The sequence below is a fragment of the Vreelandella salicampi genome, from assembly GCF_013415105.1.
GTDB lineage: Bacteria > Pseudomonadota > Gammaproteobacteria > Pseudomonadales > Halomonadaceae > Vreelandella > Vreelandella salicampi.
The window spans coordinates 193,783-219,801 of the sequence record NZ_JACCDF010000003.1; the positions used below are offsets into that span (position 1 = coordinate 193,783).

Below are 26,019 nucleotides of genomic sequence, written 5' to 3' on the forward strand. Positions count from 1 at the left end.
TGAAAGGATAGGTGTGCTCACTCCACCGTCACGCTCTTGGCCAGGTTGCGTGGTTTATCCACATCCGTGCCCTTCACCAACGCCACATGATAGGCCAGCAGCTGCTGGGCCACCACGTGCAGCACTGGGGAAAGCACGCCGTAATGTTCCGGCATGGTGAGCACATTGATGCCTGGGCTTTCTTTTACCTGGCTGCAGCCATCGGCGAACACGTACAGTTGGCCGCCACGGGCGCTGACCTCCTGCATGTTCGCTTTCAGCTTCTCCAGCAGCTCGTCGTTGGGGGCGATGACCACCACCGGCATCTCGGCATCCACCAAGGCGAGCGGCCCATGCTTCAATTCCCCGGCGGGGTACGCCTCGGCGTGAATATAGGAAATTTCCTTGAGTTTGAGCGCGCCTTCCAAGGCAATGGGGTAATGGCGCCCGCGGCCCAGGAAGAGCGCGTGTTGCTTATCGGCAAACTGTTTTGCCCAAGCTTCAATTTGTGGCTCCAGGGCGAGCACCTTCTCCACGGCGATAGGTAAATGGCGCAGCTCGTCCAGGTAAGCGGTTTCACCGGCGGCAGCTAAGGTTCCCTTGAGGCGGCCAAGGATCAGCGTCAGTAAAAATAGCGCGCTGAGTTGCGTGCTGAACGCCTTGGTGGAAGCAACGCCAATTTCCGGGCCGGCGCGAGTGATAAAACGAAGCGCGGTTTCACGCACGATGGCGGATTCCGGTACGTTACAAATCGCCAACGTATGGTGATGGCCCAGTGCCTTGGCGTGATGCAGGGCGGCCAGGGTATCGGCGGTTTCCCCGGATTGGGAAATCACCACCACCAGCTGCTTGGGGTTGGGTATTGATGCGCGGTAGCGGTATTCGCTGGCGATCTCCACGTTGCACGGCACGCCCGCCACCTGCTCCATCCAATACTTTGCCGTCATGCCTGCGTAGCTGGAAGTACCGCAGGCAATGATCAATATTGAGTCCACCTGAGCGAGCACCCCTGCGGCATCGGCACCGAAGATGCCCGGCTGCAAGTTGGCCGCCCCGCCGAGCATCTCCAGGGTGTTGCCCAGCGCCTGGGGCTGCTCGAAGATCTCTTTCTGCATGTAGTGGCGGTAGTCGCCCAGTTCCACCGCATCGGCGGAAAGGCGGGAGGTGACCACCTCCCGCTTCACGGGTTCGCCCGCACCATTAACCAGTTCAATGGCGTTAGCGGTCAGCCGCGCCACGTCGCCGTTTTCCAAGTAGACCATGCGCCGGGTGACCGAGAGCAGGGCAGAGGCATCAGAGGCGGCATAGTGGCCATGTTCCCCAACCCCCAGCATTAACGGCGAGCCTTCACGGGCCACCACTAGGCACGGTTCATTTTCACTGCCTGGCTCTTCCTCGCTCACCACGGCCAGCGCAAAGGCCCCTTTTAAATGCTTAACCGCACACTGCACGGCAGAAAAGAGGTTTTCCGCTGGCTCGCCTAGTTGGCCCTTAAAGCAAGCCTGAATTAAATGGGCGATGGTTTCTGTGTCGGTATCGGAGGTGAAGGCATACCCCAGCCCCTGCAACTGCTCACGCAGGGCTTCGTAGTTTTCAATAATGCCGTTGTGCACCACGGCTAAACCACCTGATATATGTGGGTGGGCGTTACGCTCTGCTGGCACGCCGTGGGTAGCCCAACGGGTGTGGGCAATGCCCACACGCCCCGCCACGCCCTGTTCGGCCACGCGGCTTTCCAGCTCTGAAACGCGCCCCTTGGCCCGCGCCCGGCACAGCGCTCCATGCTCATTTAAGACCGCTAACCCAGCGGAGTCGTAACCGCGATACTCAAGAGTTTGCAGGCCAGAAAGAAGAAAAGGTGTACATTCCATTGCGCCCACAGCGCCAACAATTCCGCACATAAAAATTCCAATAAGGTAATAACCCACCCCGTGCCATTACAAGGGGGCAGTGATTCGTGTTATTGCGAGAAGCTTGCCCTGTGTCATTGCGAGGAGGCACGACGAAGCAATCCTAACCCTGCGGTGGCACCCAACCTCAACCCCAGATCGCCGCGCTTCGCTCGCGATGACACCGTGGCCGGGCAATGTGCCCGCCCCGTGTCATTGCGAGGAGTGCAACGACGAAGCAATCTCAAGCCAGCGGCGGCACTTAACCCCAACCCCAGATCGCCGCGCTTCGCTCGCGATGACACCGTGGCCGAATTGTGTCATTGCGAGGAGCCTGCGACGAAGCAATCTCATGCCTTCTCGTCAGGCAACGAAAAATCCAGCCCCAACGCACGCTCAGGGTGTGGCTCATCAATTACTTGCGGCAAAGCAAGCGAAGCCGCTGAAGCAGTAGGGCGCGTTAACCGGCCCAAACCCTTCTCCAACGAGTAATACTCAAGCGCAAAACCGTGGTCCTTGGCCCAGCGCTCGCAAATGTCTTTCTCTTCCTGGCGGATGGTATCGTCTATCCACACTTCAGCGTTCGGGGAGAGCTTATCAGCCAAGGCAGGCAGGGCAGGGTAGCGGCTAAACAAACAGGTAGCCCCCGGCGGGCCATCCACCCAGAGTAGATCCACGTTTTCGACATCTTTCAGAAGCGATGGCGGATACCAGCGGGAAGGCTTTTCGGCATCCTCGGGGTTAAGGTGGGCGCCTTTCCATGGCGCTAAATCGCCAATGCGTAGATCTACCCAGCCCTGCAGCTGCTCCGCTTCTAGCGTGCTAAGCGTTTGCAGGCCGTAGTAGTTACTATGCTCAATAGAAATCAGCTTGCCAGTGCCGTTCTGGCGTAAGGCATCTGTAATTACCAGTGTGGAAGCGCCGCTGCCGAATTCGACAATAATGCTGGGATGAGTGGCCATGATGTGTGAGTGCAGGCGTAGCAACACATCCGGTGAGGTTGCCCAGCCACGCAGTGGGGGCAATTGGCCCTTAATGGCTAACCGGCGCTGAAGCCAGGAGAGACTTTCTAGCTGACTGTAGAGGCGGTTTTGGATAGTGATCACGTCCTTAGTGAACTTGCTTGCGTTGTCTTTGCTCGCTTGCAGCAGCGTCTTTTCTAGCGACTTCAGCTCGGCTGTAATGATTTCCATGGCATTCTCATTACTAGATTCTGGCATGGTGGACGTCTCTACCGTTATAGGGTACGTGTCGAAAGGCAAGCTAACGGCAGAGAATTTCTTGTCCGTTGACTTGGAAGATTGTGCAAAGCCACGCACTTGAACGGACTTACCCGCTTCATCAGACATAAGAGTAAACGTATGGGTAGCGGCGGCTTCGTACCAGCGCACTTGAGTTTTCTGACCCTCCACCAGCAGGTAGAAGGCATATTCGACGTTACCTTCTATTGCCCCTGGCAACAGCTCACAACGACCGGTCACTCGGTTGGCTGCCACCTCGGCATAGACGCGCAGTGGAATACTGCAAATGGCTTGCTTTTCGCTTGGCGTTAGGATGCGCTCAATCACATCAGCATCTGTCGTGTAACCACCCGCCCGACTGGCCGATAAAGTAACGATGTCGTCAACCCTAATGGCCGGGATAGGAAGCATCCGTCTACGGCCCGATGACTGGAAGGTGTCACTTGGCGCGCCGTTAATGCTCAGGCTAACTTGCCAGCCGTTATTGGTCGCCGGAGCTAAGAGCTCATCACCGTGCCGTATCGAGACTTGTAACTGATCGCGGTGAATAGCCACGTCAAGCGATGGAGGTGCTAATACCTCAGGAAGCAGGTCCACTAAGTTTAAGCGTATTTCTCCAACATACGCCTTTGTACCCGTTGCTTGAAGATCAGGTGGACTATCTGAAAAGGAAAAGCTCCACCAGTGATGGGTGAGCGAAGATGGTTGAGTCACTTGCAAGGTGCAAGGCCCACGCGAGCCACGCAGGCGGTGTTGATGGGCTAAGCTTAATGGTTGCTGACCGGATTGAATCCACAGGGTTTGATAGGTCGCGTCTTGGTAGAGCGAAACGGCGCCTTTCTGCTCGCCCCAAAACGCCTCGGCATCGCCATGCCAGTGATAGGCCACCGTGGACTCTGGCGCGGCCACGACCGTATCGCAAACCACCACTTGTTCATGGCCCAGGCGCCATATTGCGCGGGTAGCGATTTCAACCTTCGCTTCGGCGGGGTAGCAAGCGGAAAGGTCTACCACCGCATAGGCGCTCTGTTCCCCATGTCCACCTGAGTAAAGGAGGGATGCGGCTTTACTTGTCTGAGCAAGGCCATTGACAACCGGTGTGTTATGCGCCTCTGGACCAAGGGTAAACTCACGCTCCGAGGTCTTGAGGTACTGCTGGTAGCCGGGGTCGGTGATCCACCAGTGGCCCGCATGACCGATAAGCAAGGACCCACTATCTGCCTGAACATGGTTCATTGGCGAGCAGCACAGTGACATCACCACGCTGATATCGTCATTCCCCAGCCCGGTGGCCAGTGTCAACGCGGCGGTGCTTTGCTGAACGGGAGAGATAGCAAGCTCATATCCACTGTCAGCGTTATCCGCTAAGGCCCGCTTTAGCTGCGCTCGTATCCATAGTGCATCGGCTCGCAGCCGTTCCACTGGTACAGCGTCTAACAGGGCTTCTCGTGAAGGGCTGAACGCCCATTGCTGAAGGCGAGCTAATGCCGACCACACAAACGGCATTTCTAGCGGCTCCACATCGCCAATCTCCGCCGATTTCCACACCTGACCAGGGCAAGCTAAACCTCGCGCTTGCTGCTCCAGGTCGAGCATTGCTGGATGAAGTATTATCCCTTGTCTAACCGCTTTAGGCTGAGTGCTTAACCAACCCAATGCAAAGTTGTAGAGGTAGCCATCGTAGGAGATGCCTTCGGTCAAACCCTCGTGATAAAGCGCCAATCGTGCTTGATACAAATGCAAGAAACGTGAAGAAAGCCGTTTACACTCAGGATGCTCAATTGTCTCTGCTGCGTTGGCTAACGCCGCCTGAGCAATCAAGGGAATGTTGTGCAAATACTGGTGGGGTGTGGGCTTAGTAAGTAAATCTTCAGTCGAAGCCAATTCCTGTAAGGCTACGGGTACTAGTGGTATGCCTTCCTCCACCGCACGCTGCAGTGCGTCACGTAACGCCTGCTGCGTAGGCTCGGGTAGCCATTGCCATTCTTGCAATGCTGTGGTCATCAGCTGCACCGCATGACCATAGGGCAGGCCAAGCTTATCCGTCACCGTATAGCGCGGCCATTGCGCCAGTGCCTCTAAATCTCTCACACACTGCTCACGCGCCGCTAGATCACTCAAAAACGTAGCGGCCCCACTCAGGGCATAAAGGCGCTCTTCGAGCGCCCACAAGCACCAGATTTGCCATGGATAGACTTGAGGAAAGCCCCGAACCTGAATATCCAGCTCAGGTAGCTCCGTCACCGGCAAGGGAAGCGACCAGCGCCGACGAATGCGGTAGCAGGTGAAGTTTATGAATTTACTGAGTATATGGCGCCCAGCGCGCTGCGAGAGCTGGTATTCCAAATTATATTTCCTATTGAGCCAAAGTCTTACCTGCTAACACCCTCTCTCACACCCAAGCACGGCGGATGTCATCATGGCTAGCCAGCTCGTTCGGGACGGTAACAAGCGGGTATACGGGTATACCGGCTTGTGGACGTACCTTGACGAAGAGAAAGAGGACCCAGACTCCCATTGCTGCCTTGCCGCCAAGCGCGGTGCGATCAAAAAGATGAACGATAGTCTCATGAAGACGTTGCTGCTGGCGTTCGAAAAGGCCAAGGCCAGCATCCATTTCATGTCATCAAGAATCTCTTTGGCTAACGGAAGGTGTGCTACAAGGGATCGCCCATGAACCAGACACAGATGTCCAGCCTGTTTGGACTCGGTAACCTGGTGATAGCGAGACGACGATGCGAGTGACGTGTTGATAGGAGTAGTGTGTCTTAAATCTGGCCTAGTAGCCGGATAGTTCGTTTGCCAGGGAAAAGGCTACCCGTGGTGGTCAGAAATTAACCACTGAGACGCGAGGTTTGCTGCGCTGAGCGCTAACGTCCTTCGGTACCTGTTTGATCAGCGGTCACTTAATTAAAGGTTATTTGAATAACTATTCATTTGTCTTATAGCCTTCAGGGTTTTGACATTGCCAACGCCAAGCATCCGCCATCATCGTGTCGATGCCTCGCATGGCCTGCCAACCCAACTCACGTCTTGCCTTGCTCGGGTCAGCCCAACACTGGGCGATATCGCCCAGACGGCGTGGGCCAATAGAAAAAGGAACGGTGCGACCTGATGCACACTCAAATGCACGCACAGCCTCCAACACTGAGTAACCTTGGCCTGTACCTAGGTTCCAAACGCTGAGACCAGCACGTCTCTCTAAGGCCTTGAGGGCAAGCAAGTGTCCTTGAGCCAAGTCAACCACATGAATATAGTCACGCACACCTGTGCCATCTTTTGTGGGGTAATCACCACCAAACACTGGCAAGAAATCACGCTTACCGATAGCTACCTGGCTAATATAGGGAAATAAGTTATTAGGCGTCCCCATGGAGTCTTCACCAATCATCCCACTTTCATGGGCTCCAACCGGGTTAAAATATCGCATAAGTGCGCACGCCCAGCGGGAATCAGAAGCAGAAATGTCACGTAACATCTCTTCTACTATCAGCTTTGAACGGCCATATGGATTTGTGGGAGAAGCAGTAGGTGAATCCTCACTAATTGGCATTTCCTCGGGCTCTCCATATACAGTAGCCGAGGAACTGAAAACCAAGTTAAAAACACCTGCTGATGCCATTGCCTCGCAAAGGTTTATACTACCCACCACATTATTATTGTAGTAAGATAATGGTTTCTCGCAACTCTCTCCTACTGCTTTAAGACCGGCAAAGTGAAGTACAGCAGTAATTTTATTTTCGAGAAAAATTTTGTCCAGCAAGTCTCGATCACGGATATCTCCTTCATAAAACTTAGGCGCTTTACCGCAAATTTTTTCAACGCGCCTAAGTGATTCAAATGTGCTGTTAATAAGGCTATCCAACACTACCACTTCATAACCTGCCTGCAGTAGACACAATGTTGTATGGGAGCCAATATAGCCAGTACCACCGGTAACAAAAACTAAGCTATTCATTTTACGTCTACCTAAAAAGAAGTCTTAATATACTCAAAGAAAAAAGCTTGTTGATTAGCCTTAAATGAAAATTATAAAAAAATGCGGAACGCAAGCGTCCACAAAATCAGGTGTGAGACCAAGCACCTGAATAAAAGTAGTCAGCTAAAAGAAAGTTACAAAGGATTTCTTGGTGCTGCCGATAAGGCCAAGTAAATTGGAGATTTCTCAGATAGGCTAGTTCAGGAAAATCACGGAAAAAAGTATCGAACAACTTATTATTAAGAATTTCAGCACTTGTCGAAGTCTTGTCTGAATCACCCAAAGCATCCCAATGAGAAAGGTCAGGAGCAATCGAATGCTCGCGCTGAATCTGCTCAACCTTTCTAGCTGAGAAACTATAGCCATCAAAACAATTTATTTCAGGAACCCAATCAAATTCTCTGTAACGTGGAATTCTTCTTCCTTCATAAGGAAACAAGCCAAAATCTAATCCTGCAATTGAGCAAATCAGATCTACACATGTAGCCCCCTCCTTATTTTCAAGGTCTGAATAAGGTGATTGCTCTGACACAGTAATAGCGACTGGGTCGTAAAGGATATTAAAACTGCTATCGTGAACGTTATCCGCAGCAGAATGCATACCAAAATGGGACGGACCTCGATTATTCAAATAAAATAATTGATTAACTGCTCTTTTTGAAGTTTTATATCGCCCACATTCCAAATTGTAGGTCCAGAACGGCATAGAATACTCGTTAGCTACCTTGTAGGCGCGCTCAGGCAATGCGTCAATATGAGGAAACTTTATAATAGAACCATCTTCTGGAGAAATATATGCTGAAGGAAGCTTATGTCCAATATACTCTCCAAAATAGCCACTTAATTTGCAGCCTTTAATATCAATAGGTTCATCATAGTTCATATATCCGCCATACGTGTGGAGCTTTATTCCATTGAGATCATCAATCATCTTTATTCTATATGCAGCATTGCGAATCCCAGACCCAAAAAATCTTATCTTGCTAGTTTTCCTCAAACCAAACTTATCTGCAAGATCCTCAAAACATAGTCTATCTTGAGAGTCCAGGCCAAAACTATAGTAAAAAATATTATCGTAATTCTTAAAAGCGGCTGCTACAATTCTACAATCTAAACCCCCGGAGAGTTGGCACTCTATGTATTCAAAGCTTTCCGATATGATTTTGGCTCGCTTTTTTATATTATCTGCCAAAGTTTCTAAAGCCTCACTGTAATCAAGATCTTTTCTTGAAAGAATGTTTGTTTTATGTATGGTTAATCCTGGTCTCGAATTTTGAAATTGACTACCAATCTGAAGATTGTCAAATTGAAGCATTTTGACGCTTTTAACAGGAGTCATGCCTCTTAGTGGAGCCTCGTAAATAAGTGAATCAAATAAGTAGTCAATATTGTATTTATCATAATAAAGCTTAGAAAGGTTAGATAACTTGTTCGATAATGCAAAAATACCATTCTGCTCGACATAGAAAACAGGGTACTGTACTAATGGATCAATTAAGACATCAATGATTCCATCTTGTAAGCCAATACATACAAACAAGCCTGATAGTTTCCAGTGATTTCTTTTTATATAGTCAAACTCAGTTTTAGAAATATATCTATTTTTTAGTATGCCATCATCAGTAAAGCAATGACCGTAAATAATATATTTATTTTCAAGATTTTTCTCAGGTTTTTCAGCTCTCCAATCGTTAGTGATAAGAAAATCTTTTTGGTTTAAGTAAGATTTAAACATAAAGAACCTTAAAAACAGATAATTAAAATATTAAATTAAAGTCGCGGTGAGTGTTGGTTAAAAAATCAGTTCAATTAATTGCTTGCAAACTTTCTCAAACTCATAAACTCCTGATAAGTTATTTCTTATATTTGATGATAATGAATGATAAGCGCACTCAGACTTGAAAGAAAGTACGTACTCAGACATTTCATCAACAGTTTCGAAAACAGGATTACCATATAGTTGACTGGCGCCATCCCAGTTTCGAATCACAGGGACACAGCCGGAAGCTACCCCTTCAGCAACAGATTGATGAGAGCCTTCAATATCGCTCATTGATAGGATAACACCAATACTTTCATACCAAGTTGCGACATCATCAGATTCCTCTTCAAATATAATGCTCCCATCTTTGACTAAGTTCTGGTAGCGTTCAAAAGTTTTATTATACCAGTTCACTTGACCAGGTCGATTTTGCATCCACGTATAATCATTAGGCGCACCACCCTTCAAAGACAAGCTATATCTAGAGTCCACACTCTTGAGATGCTTTAACAACTCAAAAGCTAAGTCGACCCTTTTTAACGCAGGAACGATACCCAGCATACCAATTTGAAATTGAGGAGAAGATGAATATTTTCCACTACCTATCTTTCGACTTGGAACGTAGTTAGGTACAAAAAAAACCTTTCCGTACAGCTCTGGATACAGTTGTATGACTCGGTTTTTTATAGCTGGAGAGATAACAATTAAAGCATCAACATTTTGCCATAAGATTTTATCTAGATACCGTGATTTCAAAACTCGAAGCTCTTGAGCGTGCAACCTCACAACCAAGCGTTTTCCAAATGGTTTAACCCTTGAAAAATGTACAGCGTTGCCAAGACTCCATTCACAGAAAATGACATCGCAAATGTCAACTAAACTTGAGTTTACACAGTTTTCAGGTAGAGCGTGGCCCCTATAGGAGATTACTTGTGGCCACCCAATTGGCTGATAGTGGGAAAGATAAGTCACAAAATCACATATAAATTTAAGATCATGTCCAACGAAAAGAACTTTTTTATTCATTAGGTAGAAAACTCGCGAATGTAACAAAAAGTCTTAATAAGTTTAAGTGGATTAACTAATTTATCTCATTTATATTTTTAATGAACAAGTTAAAGCATTCAATTTCTTCCACAACATCTTCTACTAGAATGCAATAAGAAGACTCATGTACAGGAATCTCAATTTTTTTATGTTGACATGAGATTTTTATAAAAGCATTTGTAAGTACATGGTCAAATTCTATGAAAATTCTATGAAAATATTTATTTACTCTTTCCACATAATGAATATTGTACTCAAAAAGATCCCAACCGAATTTTTCAGATATTTCTCTTTGAGACCTGCCAGAACCAGTCAAGCTGGTTGCTACATCACATATAGCTAGATTTGGAACGGACACGTAACACTCATCGTTAAACTTGTCCGTCACAGGCCACATAGCTATGTCAGATGGATCAACTAACTTCGACCATTCCTCTAATAATAACTCTAGTGCAACTGCGTCGAACGCAACAGCAAATGTGCCTGTAGTTTGATTCGGTCGGTAATAGAACCCTGAAGAAATATAGTTTACATCAGAATTCCATTTTCCCGCCCCAAGATAAAAAATTTTGAAGTCTTTAGGGTGCCTCTGAAAGTATAGCGAAAAGAAATCTTTATGAAGTAAGATATCCGCTTCAAATATCAAAATTTTCTTATATCCATTTTTCAAAGCATCCTTAGCGACGCTTATGAAACTAGCAAGGTGCCCCATAGCACCTATAGTCAACCTCTTTCGTTTTGCTCGACGCTCCCAGTTGGTAGCAAAAGGTTGTTTAGAGTAGTGTTCAAATTCATCTTTTAACTCAATTCGCCCATCAACGCCTTTGAAATAGTTGATTTTTAATCCGTTATTTTTTGAAAGAAACTCCAGTTTTCTTTTTTCTGACTCATTTATATATATACCATAGATATTATCATATTGGTTAGAAAAAAAGCTTTTCTCCCACCCCCTTTTATTAGGAATATCTACACCATAGTTTCTGGCGATATTAAGAACGTGCCATTCTAAGCTAAAATTACTTAGTAAGTAATTATTTTTATATCTAGTTTTATGAACTGATAAACGCTTAACTGAATGGAAGATTTTTTTGTCCAAGTCTTCTATTGATTCAATAAAGAACTGGTAATCTTTACCCAGTATTTTCTCATGTAAATCAGTTCTAAAACAAATTACGTTACACCCTGAAGATAGGCAGTCTAGCATTTTAGTCGAAACTTGGGTCGAGTTTTGCTCATTAGGCTCCCATAAGCTGAACGACAAATCGCTACTTTCAAGTATTTCATCACATCTTTCTTGGGAAACTTTTTCCTCAACAGATACGCAGCAAATCGACCTTAATTTGTCTACCAAGGATACAACTTCAGATCTTTCTTTTGCATCTTCGTAAAAAATTTTACCAATAGCAATGTTTACTTCAATATTAAAATTGAACTTATGCAACATGTTGATAAGTGAACTTAAAAGGTTGTAACTATAACACTCAGATCGAAGCGTGCCTATATAGCTAACTACAACTTTTTTGTTTCTTTTTTTTATGATTTTTTTATTTTTTGGAAAATTTATCAGTGGTGGAATGAGAATATTTTTTTTGTCGCCTATCAACTTTATAGTTTTATTCCGAAGCTCTTCCGTCTGGAATGCTAACTCACCAACGGAGCGAAAGATAGCTAAGTCCTCTTCGCTGGGATTTTTAGTTAATGGGCAATAATAACATATTTTCGAAGCGTATCTTTTGTCAAACCAAATATTGCGCTGCCCCCAGCCTCGAACAAAAATAGTATCAAAATCTAACTCTTGATCTAACCGATAGATCTCCTCCCTTACTGATTCAGAATCACAAAATAAAAGGTTTAAATTTTTTTGGTTTTTTATTCGCGATTTGAAATTGTCTCCTGTTTTTTGAACACTAAGCAAATAAACTTCCTCAAAAACCTGAGAATAAATATTTGCAATGTTAGCAATAAAAACACTGGATCCATCAATTGTGGAAAGGCCCAGATTTGTAAAAATCAACGCCTTTGACTTTTTTTTGATCAACGCTTTTTCAGAGACAGCGACTTGAGTTGGCGGAATAGCCTGTACTTTAATATTACGGACTATGATCTCTTCTCCGCTTTGGTGATTAAATGTACACAGACCAAGCGAGATTTGAGTTATGTCTGCGGGCACTACGAACTTATGCTGCTTAAGTACTTTCCCTCTAGTTGGTACCAGATAAATAAAATATGAGCTAAAGTGCTCTGATTTGGAAAGTTTTCCCAGGGGCTGATCAATACGGTTACCGCTGGCATCCTTCCCTTGCAGCAACAATACAGCCTTACGATTCTGTCCTTCGCGGATATTGCGATATTCTACCTCTGCAGAAATTGATATGTAGCGCTCTTCAGTTACATCAAAGTTAAGCCATGTCGGCTCTTTAGGCTGAAGCGTGATCGGCTCAATGTGTTTAAGCAGAAGTTCCAGGGCAACTTCTTGCCTAGATGGATTCGTTTTGACTTGTTCGGTTGTGCTTAGCCCACTCTCTTCCCCATTCAGCACCTTGACTATCAACTCGGTGCGCGCTGAAAACAGCAGCTCGGTACTTATTTTCGATGCTGGCAGCTTCAGTGCCTTCTGAAGGGCTTGCGCTAGGCTCCCCACTTTCCCCGCCTCAAAACTCACCACACCGTTATGCTGTTGCGCGTATTCCACCAGCGGCACCACATCAGAAACCACCAGCCGCTTGCCATAGGCCAAGGCTTCGGCTGCTTTCATGGGCGGCACCAACTCACACACCGGCAGCTTTTTACGCGGGATAACAACCGCATCTATCAGCGCGTAGTAATCCGCCACGTGGGCATGGGGCACGCGGCCTACCTGAATTAGCCAAGGTTGATTCGTGAACGTCTTATTGCCAGTTGTTACTTCAGTAATCAGTTGGTCATCGCCTACCAGCAGCAGCTTGAGTTTTTCGCCCTTTTGCACCAATTGGGTGCAGGCTTCGAGCAGCACATCCAGACCTTCATAGGCGCTGAAGCTGCCCACGTAGCCAATAACTTTTTCGTTTTCCTGAATGCCCAGTTGCTGCTTGAGCGTTGGGTCGGCTGGCTTGTTTTTAGGAAGCTCGCTCACGCCGTTGGGCACTATCTCAATACGGTTGGCGTCTATGCCGCGATTGACCAGCTCGTCCAACATCGGCTGGTTGAGTGTGAACACCTTGCGCGCTTGCTTGGCGACAAAGGCATCGCGCTCGGCTTCTTGCTTGAACGCCGGTGTATTGGCATAACCCGGTTCGCGGGCATCGCGGGAAAGCTCCCAAAAGCCGCGCACTTCATTGTAGAAGGGCAGGCCCAAGCGCTTGGCGGCAATCCATGCCGGCAAGCCAACCATCCAGTTAGACGCAGCCAGCACCACTGCCGGGCGATAAACCTGGAAGAGTTCGATGAAACGCGCCACGTTTGCTTCCAGCTGAGCGCGTTCACCGTTGGGGGCTTGGCCGTTTTTCCAGCGGCTGTGGATATAGCGCACGCTGTTGACCGTTACTTCCGGGGTGATATCGCTTTTGACTCCCACTAGCTCCCAAGGTCGGCCGGGGCGCACAAAGCACAGCGTTTCAAAACCGTGCTGGTTGAGCGCCTGAGCAATGCCTTGTGTGCGTATGGCGTAGCCGTTGCTGGCGTAGCTTTGCCCGTGGCTCACCACGTAAGCTACGCGCCCTTCAATAGGCTGAGCGATGGGGGCGGCGGGTTGATCGGCAAGCTGGGTAGCAAGGTGGAGAAGTTCGTCCATGGGTATCCGGTGTTCTGAGGTGATGGATGGAAGCCGCAGGCGCCTTCGGCGCCATTCGCCCGGCGGAGCCGGCCTCCCACAAAGGGCGGTGGTTCTAGCCGAGTAGGCCAACGGCATCGATGATGCTTTGTTTGGCCCTTACGGCATCAGCCTGAGCAATGAAGCTCTTGTGCTTGACCAGCACACAGACGACATCGGCCTGAGCCAGGGCTTCGTCCAGAGTGGCGAGTTCAACCTGGGGTTGGTCGAGGGAGTTAGGCAGCACCTGGATATTGGGTTCCACCACCTGCACCCGGCAGCCCAATTCGGCGATCTGCTGGGCGATACCCAGGGCAGGACTTTCGCGTAGGTCGTCGATGTTTGGCTTAAAGGCTAACCCTAAGCAGGCCACGGTGAGGTCGCTGCGGCGCGAATGAGGGTATTCACGGTGGTAGTGCTCCAGAGCGCCGTTTACTCGCTGCAGCACCCATTGGGGCTTGGCGTCGTTGACTTCACGGGCGGCACGAATGATTTTGGCTTGCGCCGGGCAGGCATCCACAATGAACCAGGGGTCCACGGCGATGCAGTGGCCGCCTACGCCCGCCCCTGGGGTCAGAATATTGACCCGAGGGTGACGGTTGGCCAGGGCGATCAGCTCCCAGACATTGATATCGAGCTCGTGACAAATGGTGGACAGCTCATTGGCGAAAGCAATGTTTACATCGCGAAAGCTATTTTCGGTGAGCTTGGCCATTTCGGCCGTGCGTGCGGTGGTTAGAACGCATTCGCCTTCGACCACCATCTGGTAGAGCGCACAGGCTACTTCAGCACACCTTGGCGTCATACCACCGATCACCCGGTCGTTTTCTACCAGTTCACGAATCACATGGCCGGGCAGCACGCGTTCTGGGCAATGCGCAATACGGATATCCGACGCTTCACCATGGGTTTGCGGGAAGGTGAGGTCCGGCCTTGCTTCGGCCAGCCAGGCAGCCAACTGTTCGGTGGCGCCTATTGGAGAGGTGGATTCCAGTACCACCAGGTTTCCTGCCTGCAGTATTGGTGCGATGGATTTTGCAGCGGCTTCAATGTAGCTCAGGTCGGCCTTATGGTTCTGGCCGTTTTCATCGGTGTGAAAAGGCGTGGGTACTGCCACCATGAAGGCGTCCGCAGGCTCCGGTTTCGTCGTGGCGCGAAGATAACCTTCCGTGACAGCTGCATGCACTACAATATCTAGTTCAGGCTCTACGATATGAATTTGGCCGCCATTGATGGTATCAACAGTTTTCTGGTCAATGTCGACTCCAATAACCTGCTTTCTACGTGAAGCAAAAACAGCAGCGGTTGGCAGGCCGATATAACCTAGCCCGATCATGGAGATAGTGTTGAATAGCATGATGTTTTTCCGAGGATGATTAGCGGGCGAGAGCATCGCGGATGCGTTGGCAAGCCTTGCCGTCACCGTAGGGGTTGTGGGCGTAGCTCATGGCGTTGTAAGACTCTTCATCCGTTAGCAGGCGGTTGAGTTCATTTGTAATGGTGGCTACATCAGTGCCTACCAACTTTACGGTACCGGCTGAAACGGCTTCGGGACGCTCAGTGGTATCGCGCATAACTAATACAGGCTTACCCAGAGAAGGCGCTTCTTCCTGGATGCCCCCAGAGTCGGTGAGAATGATATGGGCGCGGTTCATCAGGTAAACGAACGGCAGATAGTCTTGCGGCTCGATCAGGTGGACGTTGTCAACTTCGGCCAATAAGCGGTTAACCGGCTCACGCACGTTGGGATTTAAGTGAACGGGATAGAGAATTTGCGTATCAGGGTGGGATTGCGCGGTTTCTCTCAGTGCTTGGCAAATACGTTCAAAACCACCACCAAAACTTTCGCGTCGGTGACCTGTCACGAGTATCAATCGCTTTTTTTCATCCAACATAGGAAAGCGAGCGGCAAGTTCAGTTGCCAGTGATTGGTCACTGTCGAACTTTCTTGTAACGTCAAGCAGCGCATCAATCACCGTGTTGCCGGTGACGTGAATGTTGCTTGAACTTACACCCTCGTTTAGTAAATTTTGTTGAGAGATTTCCGTGGGTGCAAAGTGTACCGACGCTAATGCGCCGGTTAGCTTACGGTTGCCTTCCTCTGGCCAAGGAGAGTAGAGGTTGCCCGTACGTAAGCCTGCCTCTACATGACCAACGGCTATTTGTTGGTAATAGCATGCTAGCGAGGTGGCAAAGGTGGTGGCAGTATCACCGTGTACCAATACGATATCGGGTTTGAACTCTTCCAGTACTGGTTTAAGACCTTGCAGGATGCCACACGTTACATCGTTAAGATCTTGGCCTGGTTTCATGATGTCCAGGTCATACTCTGGTGTTAACTCAAATAGCGAGAGTACTTGATCAAGCATTTCCCGGTGTTGAGCGGTAACGCATACGCGGGCTTCAAAGCGCTCATCCGTGGCAAGATGCAGCGCAAGCGGGGCCATCTTGATAGCCTCGGGTCGTGTTCCGAACACAGTGAGAACTTTCATGGTGCTTCCCTTCGTTAACATTAACACTTATCTATCAGTTGATATTCCAGCTCTTGGCAGCGGTTGTAGTAGTGTTCTAAAAGCTGCTGAGTATCTGATAGCTGTTGGCTGATGGCATCGTTGCTTAACCTTGGTTGAGGGGTTAGAGCGGCGTTAATTTTTTTAGGGCGACCTTTTGCGAGCGCTTTTTCACACACCGCTACGTTGGCGGCAAATAATTGTGAGCCATACTGGTTAGCTGCTTCTTGATAAAGTGCTTTAGCGCTTCGGTAATCGCCTTTTTTAAAAGCACTATTGGCACGCTGTACAAGTAAGTTAGCCATGGTGTGTTCCTTTACGTTGGTGCTTTCCAGTTGGGAGTTTTCTGGGGCCGCTGCTCTGAGATTGCTTCATCGCAGGCTTCTTGCAATGACACTGGAGGGCGATTCAGGCTTTTTTCTGGCGCACCAGCAGGGTGCATTCTTTGCTTGTATCAAACAGGTAGTCGATACCGCTGGTGATCACGATTTCGACGCTGTTATCAATAAGTAAGTAGCGGTCGTGAACGTTTGCGTAACGTGGGTCGGTATTTTCTTTCACTTTCCACTCGGCACAAATCTGCTTAATCGAGCTGGCGGCATCTTGCGGTAACTTGTTGAAAAACAGCGTGAGCGCTTTACGTGGAAATAACTGAAAAAACGGAGTGACGCTTTTTCGGCCTGATGGTGAAAACAGATAGGGATCAATTACGGTGACCGTTTTGGCATCCGCCAGTAGCGCTGTTAGCCACTCATGGGCTTTGGCTCTGGCTTCCCCGGGCTTTAAGGTCATCACAAATTCGCTATTGATGCTGTCTCCACTCACGGCGGTGGCTGGGTAGTGCGTTTGGTTGCCGCTGAGCAATAACTTATAACGGGTGCGCGGAGCCAGCTCCTGCGGTGTTTGCGTGACGAGGCCCTGGCTCGCCAGTTGCTGAAATAGGATATTATCGTCTACACCGATGGCTTTCAGCTGTTCGACGCTGGTGATGTGCGGCGGGTGGTAAAGTCGTAGTAAATTTTGAATGATGGCTGTGCTGGTTTCGCTAAGTGCACCCCTTTTAAAGTCATGGAAGGCTTTCAATAGCTCATCTTCCATGGCTAAGGTGTAGTCCATCAACCTATCTCCAGCAGTTCGCTTAAGGTGGAGTCGAAAAAGCCGGTGGGAAAGTTCACCGCTTGGCGATCTTCATCACAGAAATGCCCACTAGGCAGTATGCCTAGCGTGATGAAGGGTTCTGCTACGCTGGGTTTGTAATACAGTGCCACATCCGTTGGTTTTAACTGTTGCTTGTAGACTTCATAGCGAACGCGGTTGATCAGGTGTTCGCAGTGGGTTTCCACCACTAGCTGTACCCCCCGTGCGGCCAAGAATGCCAGCAACACACCAAGGCGAGATTGCGCGCCTGGATGAAGGTGAATCTCGGGGTTTTCGATCAATAATAGGTGCCCAGGTTTGGCGGTTAGGCACATGATCAAGAGCTTTAACAAGTAGCTATTGCCCGCGCCGGTGTTCAGCGGTGAAACCTCACCAAGGTCACCCATGGTAAAGCTCAGCTTGACGCTGGTGCTGGTGACTTTTTGGGTTCTGGGTTCGCAGGTGACATCGGTAATGTAACTGAGCCACCAAGCCAGTTGCGCTTTTAGCGTTTGCGCCGATGCTTCGGGCTTTACCAATGCTTCATGAAGGGGTTTGTCTTTATGCAGCTCAAAATGCCCGATGGCATACTGCCCATGCTGACCAATGGGTAGCGCCTTGTTGAGCGAGGCTAGTTCTTCCGGGCCGCTGCGGTCGGCTGAGAGGTAAAACAGGGTTTCTTCGTAACTTAGATCCATGCCTGGGTCGTGAATCACGCTGGCCCCGGTTTCCTTGATCCAGGCGTGCAAGGTTTCAGCCTTATCGTTGGTCAGGCATATCTGTACTTCTCTGGCTTCCGCTGTGCGGCATAGCACCTCTTCCAGCTGCACATAAGGCTTTATCACATCGCTTAAATACGCCAGATTGTTCTGCGGCTTGCTCCCCAAGGCCACTAACATGGCTTGTAACAGCGTCGATTTGCCGGACGCATTGGTACCGGACACCAGCGTTAGCGGGGCGAGAGCAAAGCGTTGCGCTTCAATGCATTTGAAGGCGTTAATCTCGATATCTGTCAGCATGCAAGTGAGTCCTTGAGCCTTTCGACGTGAGCAAAGCGGTATTCAACGCTAGTGGTGCCATCCACGCGGTTGCGGAAGTAGTCACCGACATCAAATTCACTTTTCAAGCGACCGATGTGTTCGGCAAGCATGTCATCGTTAACCTGCCGGGGTGTCAGCAGGGCAAAGAAGTAGGCCAAGCTTTCAAATAGCGCCATATTGATTGGGCGGCGGTGCGTATTCTTGATGGGGAAACGGAACGCGTCCTCGCCGAGTGTTTCATAGGCATTTGCCATTGCGGTGTCGAATATCTGGGTAAGTTGCTGGTGCTTGGCGGTATCGGCTTGGTTCAAGTAACGCATGGCGAACGCAAGCAGTTCGTCCAGGTTGCTTTTATACGTGAAAGCGATTTGTCCGGTTCTCAGCAGATAAAAGGCGAGAAAACGTAAAATAACGTATTGGTCGCGCATTCTTTTTGGCTGGATGCTTTTGCCCGTTGCCTGCTTGAACGAAGGCAGTTGGCTGAGCGATTTCAATAATTGGGTAGCAGGGCCGGCGTAGAGCGCATTGCGCATTTCCTGATTATTTAACTGTGTGCCGCCACGATTGACGCGGTCGAAAATGTCGTATTTCACCCGTTCGGGGGTGGGGGGTTCGATTACATAGACCAGCAGTTGGTAGCGTTCCAGTTTGCTTCGATATAAAGGGGGCAGGTCTTTAAACCGATACCCGTTGAAGCCGGGCAGCATGCCTAGATTTTCCAAGGCGAACTTGCCATTCATGAAGTCAATGATGGCACTGGTGCGCTGCCTGCCATCCACCATTTGTTTGATGCCCTGTTCATTCTCGAATACATAGATGACGGGAATAGGTATACCCATCAACAGGCTTTCGATCAGCTCTCGTTTTTGTTCGTTTTTCCATACGTTGTTGCGCTGAAAGGCTGGTGCTAGTACTAGCTCTTGTGTCTCTTCGATCATGCGCTTGACTTCAAAGACACTATATTGATCACGGCTAACCTTGATCACCGCATCCGGGTAAATTTCTTCGGAATGCGGCTCAAGGCCTGCTTCATCCTCAAGGCCCTCAAACGAAGCTTCATTCATCAAGGCACCCTTTTTCATTGCGTATCAACATTTGAGCAACGACCACTTTTCGGTAAACAGCCATTTTTCGGTGAATAACCTGCCAAGCAGCATTATGGTGTGACTTGGCTTTGTTCACAAACGGTGGCGGGTTACCCCTCTATCCGCAGCCCAATTGCCGTGGGTATATGCAGCCACTCAACCTCACGCTGGCGGGCGTTTAGTAGCGTTTCCCACTCGGCTTTTAACTCGCTTTCTTGGGCGTAGCTTGCGCCTTCCACCACTACATCCAGCGTTTGAGTCGGCAAGTGTTGCAATAGTTGTGGCAAGGCGGCGATGCGGCTGTGGTTGGCTTCGGCCAATGCGTTGCCCACGATCACCAGTACCTTGGCATCTTCTTCCAGCCATTGGTTAAGGCGTTGCAGAGTGGTCTCGCAGGCGTAAAACAGCGCCCCTTGAGTGCCAGCTTCCACCCAGGGCGCGTGTACTACGCTCACAGCCTCTTGACTGTGGTTGGCGGCTAACCGCTGTTTCAGGGTTTTGCAGATACTTTTTTTGTGGGCCAGGCTGATCACGGCTTGGGGCAGGTCGTCCTGTGATGGGGCGACAAACTGCTGTACGTCTTTGCCATTTTTCGCTTGGCTTTGGGCCGTTAAACGCGGCTGATGGCGACCTTCATTGATTACCGCTTGGGCTAACAGTTCGGTAATAGGGGTGCTGCCTAGAACTACCATCACATCGTAACGCTGGGTGTCGCGGCGCTCTAATAATGCTATGGCGAAGTTGGGTGCAAACTCGGTGCTAATAGGCCGCTGGCCGTGGTGCAGGTAGTGGGTAAGCGCTTGTTCATCACGCTGCTGCCGGGCGCTGCGGGTCACGTGCTGGCCGAGTGCATTGCTGGTTTGCTGAATGTAGCTGCGCTGCTCGCCAAAGAGTTGATCTAGTTTGCTTTCTAGAGAGCTGAAACGTTCTTCGGTGTTGTGCAGGCTGTTTTCTTTGCTGGCTAGCTGCTGGGTGAGTGCTTCTATTTGTTTGTTGGCCTCTTCCAGGGCTTGAGATTGCTTCGTCGCTTCGCTCTTTGCAATGACACCGGCCTCTTGCTCGCTTTTTGCGGTGGCTCGAGCTTCTTCTAGTTGCTGGTCGCGCTCAGCGAGCTGTTTGGCTTTTTCTTCAAGAGCTTTTTTATGTTCGTCGCCCTGTTTCTTGGCGGCATCTAGCGCTTGGTTAGATTGGTCGCGCTCCTGCGTACGCTGAGCCAACTGCTCTTTAGCGGCGTTAAGCGCTTTGTCTTTTCCGCTCAGCTGCTCATCGCGCTCACTTAGCTGCTTAGATTTTTCATCCAGCGATTTTTTATGTTCTTCACTCTGCTTGCGAGCGGCGTCACGCTCTTGGGTGCGCTGCTTAAACTGCTCGTCGCGTTCGGCAAGTTGCTTTTGAGCGTTTTCCAAGGCTTGAGCGTGTTGTGTCGCTTCGTCCTGTGCGGTGGCTTGGGCTTCTTCGAGTTGCTTATCGCGTTCGGCTAGCTGTTTGGCTTTTTCTTCAAGAGCTTTTTTATGTTCGCCGTCCTGTTTCTTGGCAGCATCTAGCGCTTGTTTGGCTTGGTCACGTTCTTGGGTACGCTGGGCTAGTTGTTCATTGGCAGCGTTAAGCGCTTTGTCTTTTTCACTCAGCTGCTCAATGCGCTCACTTAACAGCTTAGATTTTTCTTCCAGTGACTTTTTGTGTTCTTCGCTCTGCTTGCGGGCAGCGTCGCGCTCTTGGGTGCGCTGCTTAAACTGCTCATCGTGTTCGGCTAGCTGCTTTTGAGCGTTTTCCAAGGCTTGAGCGTGTTGTGTCGCTTCGTCGTGTGCGTTGGCACGGGCTTCTTCGAGTTGCTTGTCACACTCGGTGAGCTGTTTGGTTTTTTCGTCTAGCGCTTTCTTCGTGTCATCGGTTTGCTTACGGGCAACATCGCGTTCTTGAGTGCGCTCTTGCAACTCAGCATCCGTTTCCCGCAGGGCGGTTGCCGCTTCGTTTAGCTGCTGGGCGTTATCCTTCAGCAGCGTTTCATACTCGGTAATCTTGTCGTTCAGTGACTCGAGCCGTTTGGCTTGTTCTTGCTGCTCGGTGGTGAGCTTAGCGTTGGCACTCGCGAGTGCATCGCGTTCTTTAATGAGCGTGAGCCGCTCGATCACGGCGGGTTGGCGCTGGTAGAGCCGCGTTACGGTGGGGTAAACGGCGCTGTCGTCTTCCAGTACGCGGGCGTAGCCCAACTGGGTAAGGGTGGTATCCAGGGTGGCGCTGTCCACGTCGTTTTCGTACAGCGCTTCTTCTGCCGTGCTGACGATGATCCAGCTGAACGCTTGAATCACTTCACTGGCGGTGGCACAGAGCAGTGCATGCCCTTGGCCGGGGGCGTTGAGCACCAGGGTGTGTGTGGCACTGGGGTCTAGTGCTGTTTGGCTCAGCCAGGTTTCCAGGCGTTGGGCAGCAACGGTTTCCGTACTGTGTTCACGCACGTTGGGCAAGAAATCCTGCAAGGCACTGGGCGCCTGGGTGCTGCTGTAGTGGGGCAGCGTGAGCACGTGCAGCGTGGCGTTTTGTTGCGCTTCGGGGGTAATGGCGCCTTCGAACACGCTTTCCTGGGCATGCCCTTGGGTGCGTTGGCTTAACGATTTGGCTTGCTGAGGATGGGCTTCGGCCAGGTGAAGGTATTCGCTGTGTAGCTCGCGCCATTGGGGTAGCTGGCTGCCATCGCCCGCGCCGATGATAAAGGTATGGCCAAGGGGGGCGCTGCTGTGGGTATGTAGGTGTTGGAGTAGGGTGTTCATGGGCGGGGCGACTCGGTTAACTGGGTGTCTACGTGGTCGAGCAGGGCGTTTAGCACGCGTTCTTGGCGCTGAAATGTATGCAGGACGTCTTGGCCGGGCAGCGGTTCGTCGTCTTCCGGCACGGGGTGCAATAGATGACCGAGAAGCTCGGCGGCTTCTTGCTCATCCGGGTGGGCCAGCAGGCGCTCAACCAGTAGGTGCGTGGCAGCTTGAGTGTCGCCTTGTTCGACCAGGGCGTTGACGCGGTCGGGTAATCCGACGCGCTGCAGGTTACGTAACCGTGCGCTGGCTTGGGCCTGGGCTTGAGAGGCCTCCGGTGCAAGGCTGAGCGCTTGTTGAACGGCGCTTTCGGCTTCGCTGTAGCGGCCTAATTGTTGCAGGGCATTAGCGAGCCCTAAATGCGGCCAGGGGTACTCCGGGGCGGCTTCCACGGCGTGCTGGTAACTGGTTAGGGCATCGTTGGGTTGCGCTTGCAGCAGGTGCAGTTCGCCTTGCTTACAGTGGCTTAAACCGTGTAGCCCGGTGGCCTCGGCAACGGCATTCCAGGCGTTGTGGGCCTCTTCCACGTGGTCGGTCTCATGTAACACGCAGCTGAGCCGGTAGGCGTTAAGCAGGCTTTCGGCACGTTCTCGGGTAAGGTTCGGCGCTTGGCGCAGGTGCTCAATCAACCACTGCTGGCCCGCTTCGCGACTCATCAGGTCAAAAGCAAAACGGCGCGTGGCGGGGCCGAAGGTGTGGGTGCCTTGCAGCGGTTGGCCGGTGGTGGCTTCATAGGCGGTGAGTGTGTGTTCTTCACCATCATAAAGGCTGTAGGCGATTGCCAGCTTGAACTGATGGAGACCATCGCCAATACCGGCCGGGACGAGGTCTTCACGATGGTGATCCGCTATCCCGTAGCCGGCAAGTTCGCCGCGCTCATCGATGAGCTCCACCGCCAGCCGCTGTTGGGGCTGCTGCGGAGAAAAGGCCCAGCCGTAGGCGGTTTCTTCATGAATGGCATCGAAGTTGCCGATCACGCTCGGCGTGGTGGTGTTGGCTGTGTTCATGGTGGCTCTGATTGGTCGGGTGCTAAATGGCTGGGTTTGGTGTTGCTGCTGGCTGAGATTGCTTCGTCGCGGGCTCCTCGCAATGACACATGAAATGGCCTAGGTGTCATCGCGAGCGAAGCGCGGCGATCTGGTTTTGGTGTTGCAGTGTCATTGCGAACGCAGTGAAGCAATCTGGTTTTTGGTGCCGCCGCTGGCCTGAGATTGCTTCGTCGTGCCTCCTCGCAATGACACGGGGGCCAAGGCTACTCGACATGACACATGAACTGGCCTGGGTGTCATCGCGAGCGAAGCGTGGCGATCTGGTTTTTGGTGCCGCCGCTAGCTTGAGATTGCTTCGTCGCAGGCTCCTCGCAATGACACGGGGTGGGCTCGGTGCCGCTGCTAGCTGAGATTGCTTCGTCGTGCCTCCTCGCAATGACACGGGGGCCAAGGCTACTCGACATGACACATGAACTGGCCTGGGTGTCATCGCGAGCGAAGCGTGGCGATCTGGTTTTTGGTGTTGCAGTGTCATTGCGAACGTAGTGAAGCAATCTGGTTTTTGGTGTTGCCGCTGGTGTGAGATTGCTTCGTCGCGGGCTCCTCGCAATGACACGGGGGCCGAGGCTACTCGACATGGCACATGAATCGGCCTGGGTGTCATCGCGAGCGAAGCGCGGCGATCTGGTTTTGGTGTTGCAGTGTCATTGCGAACGTAGTGAAGCAATCTGGTTTTTTGCCGCCGCTGGCTTTAGATTGCTTCGTCGCAGGCTCCTCGCAATGACACATGAAATGGCCTGGGTGTCATCGCGAGCGAAGCGCGGCGATCTGGTTTTGGTGTTGCAGTGTCATTGCGAACGTAGTGAAGCAATCTGGTTTTTTGCCGCCGCTGGCTGAGATTGCTTCGTCGTGCCTCCTCGCAATGACACAGGTTGGGATCGGTGCCGCCGCTGGTATGGATTGCTTCGTCGCGGGCTCCTCGCAATGACACGGGAGCCGTGGCTACTCGACATGGCACATGAATCGGCCTGGGTGTCATTGCGGGGCTTAAATTTCTATTTCATGCCAGCCTGGGTTGGTGGCTTCGATTAAGGCTATTTTCTTTGCTCTTGAGCCGCTTTTGATCTGCTTTTCTCGCAGTATGGCGGCTTCGATGCAGGTTGACGCTTCAAACCAAACGAGTTTGTGACACTTGTACTTACTGGCGAAACCCGGCGTTAGCGCGTTTTTATGTTCGTATAAACGGCGCTGTAGGTCGTTGGTGACGCCTGTGTAGAGCACCTTGTTGGTGCGGTTTGTCAGTATGTAAATGTAGTAGTCGCGGCTTTGCATGGTGATGTGGCTGCGTCAGGCTTGAGATTGCTTCGTCGCGGGCTCCTCGCAATGACACGGGGTGTGGGATTGGTGCCGCCGCTGGCTTGAGATTGCTTCGTCGCAGGCTCCTCGCAATGACACGGGTTGGGTTTGGTGGCATTGCCTTGGTGTGTCATTGCGAACGCAGTGAAGCAATCTGGTTTTTGGTGCCGCCGCTGGCCTGAGATTGCTTCGTCGTGCCTCCTCGCAATGACACATGAATCGGCCTGGGTGCCATCGCGAGCGGAGCGCGGCGATCTGGTTTTTGGTGTTGCTGCTGGCCTGAGATTGCTTCGTCGTTCCTCCTCGCAATGAGACGGGTTGGGTTTGGTGGCATTGCCTTGGTGTGTCATTGCGAACGCAATGAAGCAATCTGGTTTTTTGCCGCCGCTGGCTGAGATTGCTTCGTCGTGCCTCCCCGCAATGACACGGATTCCAGTAGAGGTTGTCTTTATGCGAGGAGTTCAGTGAGGCTGTTGGCGTTTAGAATCTGGGTCAGCCAGTGGGTGAGCTGTTCGTCCGTTGCCTGTTGCAGCTTTATTTCTGCCCATTCGGGAAGCTCACCAAACTTCAGCTTTAATTGGAGACGAAGCGCACCTTCAATGCCTTCGTGGAGCCCTTTTTGCATTCCTTGCTGCATGCCTTGTTGCATTCCTTGCTGCATGCCTTCGTTGCGGAGCCTGTCTGCTAATCCGGCCATGTGGCGTTCCTCCTGCGGGTAGCGTGTTTGGTAGGCCTGCCTTTCATCGTCACTTAAGTTGCTATAGATATCGACAAAGTCTATGTATTTTAGTTGCTTTTCCACGTCTTGCTCTAGAGTCAGCAGGCCTTGGATCGCCTTTGCGTAAACGTCGATTTTTTCCGCTTCGTGCCAGTGCATATTGGGGAGGTTAAGCCGCGCTACTAAATTGTCGCTATTCATGAACTGTGTGGCAGGCAGGTGGTCAAGCTGGGTTTGCAGGTAATGAAACTGTAGGTAGCTATGGCGTTCGCTTTTAATATGCAGGCTATCCGTTAGGTGCTGATGCCCGTGCAGGAAGATCACTACGGGAACCACTCTATGAGTATTGAATAGCTCGCTGAGGTGCAGTGTGTAGTGGGCCAGGCGATGAATGGAAAAGCGCTTGGGATTCGTCTCTTCCTCCAGCATGAACAGCAACGCTTCGCGGCGGCCATCCGGCCATTCCACCAGCAGTGGAACATCGAGTTCGTGAAAGCGATCCCCTAGGCGCTCTTTTAACTGCTCTTGCCGAATGGGGGTGATCTGCGCTTCTGCGTCGATCTCGGCGGCTTCTTCCGCAGCAAAAAACGTTAGTGCCTCGCGCGGGTAGTCCAGAATGAGGTTCTTGAAGTTCTGGTCATGACTGATGGGTTTGCTCATGCTGTTGCTCTTGCGCTGGCTTGAGATTGCTTC

Annotated in this window: 17 protein-coding genes and 1 pseudogene; 2 read left to right on the top strand and 16 right to left on the bottom strand. The window is 50.7% G+C overall.

What is annotated here, in order from left to right; translation table 11 throughout:
• Positions 1–17 precede the first annotated feature (17 nt).
• Positions 18–1,880, bottom strand: a complete 1,863-nt coding sequence (glmS, locus tag HZS81_RS06015; RefSeq protein ID WP_179929650.1) for a glutamine--fructose-6-phosphate transaminase (isomerizing) — start codon at positions 1,878–1,880, stop codon at positions 18–20.
• 338 nt (positions 1,881–2,218) lie between these two features.
• A complete protein-coding gene (locus HZS81_RS06020) occupies positions 2,219–5,455 on the bottom strand; it encodes a heparinase II/III domain-containing protein (RefSeq protein WP_179929651.1) in 3,237 nt (1,078 codons plus the stop codon).
• A gap of 55 nt (positions 5,456–5,510) precedes the next feature.
• Between HZS81_RS06020 and HZS81_RS18270 the strand changes: the two are divergent.
• Positions 5,511–5,854: pseudogene (locus tag HZS81_RS18270) on the top strand (IS5/IS1182 family transposase); the annotation flags it as partial.
• 184 nt (positions 5,855–6,038) lie between these two features.
• Here HZS81_RS18270 and galE read toward each other — a convergent pair.
• From galE to HZS81_RS06085, 12 genes are all read right to left on the bottom strand, one after another.
• Entirely contained in the window at positions 6,039–7,067 is a 1,029-nt protein-coding gene (galE, locus tag HZS81_RS06030) for a UDP-glucose 4-epimerase GalE (RefSeq protein WP_179929652.1), read from the bottom strand.
• Positions 7,068–7,173: 106 nt separating this feature from the next.
• Positions 7,174–8,823, bottom strand: coding sequence for a hypothetical protein (locus HZS81_RS06035; RefSeq protein WP_179929653.1), 1,650 nt, complete (start codon positions 8,821–8,823; stop codon positions 7,174–7,176).
• A gap of 57 nt (positions 8,824–8,880) precedes the next feature.
• Positions 8,881–9,876 carry a glycosyltransferase family protein gene (locus HZS81_RS06040; protein ID WP_179929654.1) on the bottom strand — a complete coding sequence of 332 codons (996 nt, stop codon included), beginning with the start codon at positions 9,874–9,876 and terminating at the stop codon, positions 8,881–8,883.
• Between the two features lie 55 nt (positions 9,877–9,931).
• A complete protein-coding gene (locus HZS81_RS06045; RefSeq protein WP_179929655.1) occupies positions 9,932–13,666 on the bottom strand; it encodes a glycosyltransferase in 3,735 nt (1,244 codons plus the stop codon).
• Between the two features lie 94 nt (positions 13,667–13,760).
• Positions 13,761–15,041, bottom strand: a complete 1,281-nt coding sequence (gene wecC, locus HZS81_RS06050) for a UDP-N-acetyl-D-mannosamine dehydrogenase (RefSeq protein ID WP_179929656.1) — start codon at positions 15,039–15,041, stop codon at positions 13,761–13,763.
• A gap of 19 nt (positions 15,042–15,060) precedes the next feature.
• Positions 15,061–16,176, bottom strand: a complete 1,116-nt coding sequence (wecB, locus tag HZS81_RS06055) for a non-hydrolyzing UDP-N-acetylglucosamine 2-epimerase (protein ID WP_179929657.1) — start codon at positions 16,174–16,176, stop codon at positions 15,061–15,063.
• 20 nt (positions 16,177–16,196) lie between these two features.
• Positions 16,197–16,499 (bottom strand): hypothetical protein, encoded by a 303-nt coding sequence (locus HZS81_RS06060; protein ID WP_179929658.1) that lies wholly within the window; start codon positions 16,497–16,499, stop codon positions 16,197–16,199.
• Between the two features lie 103 nt (positions 16,500–16,602).
• Positions 16,603–17,310: a hypothetical protein gene (locus HZS81_RS06065; RefSeq protein ID WP_179929659.1), complete on the bottom strand. Its 708-nt coding sequence runs from the start codon at positions 17,308–17,310 to the stop codon at positions 16,603–16,605.
• Positions 17,310–18,350: an AAA family ATPase gene (locus HZS81_RS06070; RefSeq protein ID WP_179929660.1), complete on the bottom strand. Its 1,041-nt coding sequence runs from the start codon at positions 18,348–18,350 to the stop codon at positions 17,310–17,312. The genes HZS81_RS06065 and HZS81_RS06070 overlap by 1 nt, the downstream gene beginning before the upstream one ends.
• On the bottom strand, positions 18,344–19,453 hold the full coding sequence (locus HZS81_RS06075; protein ID WP_206679538.1) for a DUF262 domain-containing protein: 1,110 nt from the start codon (positions 19,451–19,453) through the stop codon (positions 18,344–18,346). Before HZS81_RS06075 ends, HZS81_RS06070 begins: the two co-directional genes overlap by 7 nt.
• A gap of 113 nt (positions 19,454–19,566) precedes the next feature.
• A complete protein-coding gene (locus HZS81_RS06080; protein WP_179929661.1) occupies positions 19,567–22,224 on the bottom strand; it encodes a coiled-coil domain-containing protein in 2,658 nt (885 codons plus the stop codon).
• The gene (locus HZS81_RS06085; protein WP_179929662.1) at positions 22,221–23,270 is read right to left on the bottom strand and encodes a tetratricopeptide repeat protein; all 1,050 of its coding nucleotides are present in this window, start codon (positions 23,268–23,270) and stop codon (positions 22,221–22,223) included. Before HZS81_RS06085 ends, HZS81_RS06080 begins: the two co-directional genes overlap by 4 nt.
• Before the next feature lie 618 nt (positions 23,271–23,888).
• On the opposite strand from HZS81_RS06085, the gene HZS81_RS06090 reads away from it, so the two are divergent.
• Positions 23,889–24,149: a hypothetical protein gene (locus HZS81_RS06090; protein ID WP_179929663.1), complete on the top strand. Its 261-nt coding sequence runs from the start codon at positions 23,889–23,891 to the stop codon at positions 24,147–24,149.
• A 150-nt stretch (positions 24,150–24,299) separates the two neighbouring features.
• On the opposite strand, the gene HZS81_RS06095 is transcribed toward HZS81_RS06090, so the two are convergent.
• Positions 24,300–24,584 (bottom strand): GIY-YIG nuclease family protein, encoded by a 285-nt coding sequence (locus HZS81_RS06095; protein ID WP_179929664.1) that lies wholly within the window; start codon positions 24,582–24,584, stop codon positions 24,300–24,302.
• A gap of 472 nt (positions 24,585–25,056) precedes the next feature.
• Positions 25,057–25,986: a hypothetical protein gene (locus HZS81_RS18005; protein WP_179929665.1), complete on the bottom strand. Its 930-nt coding sequence runs from the start codon at positions 25,984–25,986 to the stop codon at positions 25,057–25,059.
• Positions 25,987–26,019 lie beyond the last annotated feature (33 nt).

Coding starts and splice junctions, on each gene's coding strand:
- HZS81_RS06070 (WP_179929660.1), bottom strand. CDS start 18,350: ATGCTGACAGATATCGAGATTAACGCCTTCAAATGCATTGAAGCGCAA.
- HZS81_RS06045 (WP_179929655.1), bottom strand. CDS start 13,666: ATGGACGAACTTCTCCACCTTGCTACCCAGCTTGCCGATCAACCCGCC.
- HZS81_RS06095 (WP_179929664.1), bottom strand. CDS start 24,584: ATGCAAAGCCGCGACTACTACATTTACATACTGACAAACCGCACCAAC.
- HZS81_RS06075 (WP_206679538.1), bottom strand. CDS start 19,453: ATGAAAAAGGGTGCCTTGATGAATGAAGCTTCGTTTGAGGGCCTTGAG.
- HZS81_RS06085 (WP_179929662.1), bottom strand. CDS start 23,270: ATGAACACAGCCAACACCACCACGCCGAGCGTGATCGGCAACTTCGAT.
- HZS81_RS06080 (WP_179929661.1), bottom strand. CDS start 22,224: ATGAACACCCTACTCCAACACCTACATACCCACAGCAGCGCCCCCCTT.
- HZS81_RS06035 (WP_179929653.1), bottom strand. CDS start 8,823: ATGTTTAAATCTTACTTAAACCAAAAAGATTTTCTTATCACTAACGAT.
- HZS81_RS18005 (WP_179929665.1), bottom strand. CDS start 25,986: ATGAGCAAACCCATCAGTCATGACCAGAACTTCAAGAACCTCATTCTG.
- HZS81_RS06065 (WP_179929659.1), bottom strand. CDS start 17,310: ATGGACTACACCTTAGCCATGGAAGATGAGCTATTGAAAGCCTTCCAT.
- galE (WP_179929652.1), bottom strand. CDS start 7,067: ATGAATAGCTTAGTTTTTGTTACCGGTGGTACTGGCTATATTGGCTCC.
- HZS81_RS06090 (WP_179929663.1), top strand. CDS start 23,889: ATGGCACATGAATCGGCCTGGGTGTCATCGCGAGCGAAGCGCGGCGAT.
- HZS81_RS06060 (WP_179929658.1), bottom strand. CDS start 16,499: ATGGCTAACTTACTTGTACAGCGTGCCAATAGTGCTTTTAAAAAAGGC.
- wecC (WP_179929656.1), bottom strand. CDS start 15,041: ATGCTATTCAACACTATCTCCATGATCGGGCTAGGTTATATCGGCCTG.
- glmS (WP_179929650.1), bottom strand. CDS start 1,880: ATGTGCGGAATTGTTGGCGCTGTGGGCGCAATGGAATGTACACCTTTT.
- HZS81_RS06040 (WP_179929654.1), bottom strand. CDS start 9,876: ATGAATAAAAAAGTTCTTTTCGTTGGACATGATCTTAAATTTATATGT.
- wecB (WP_179929657.1), bottom strand. CDS start 16,176: ATGAAAGTTCTCACTGTGTTCGGAACACGACCCGAGGCTATCAAGATG.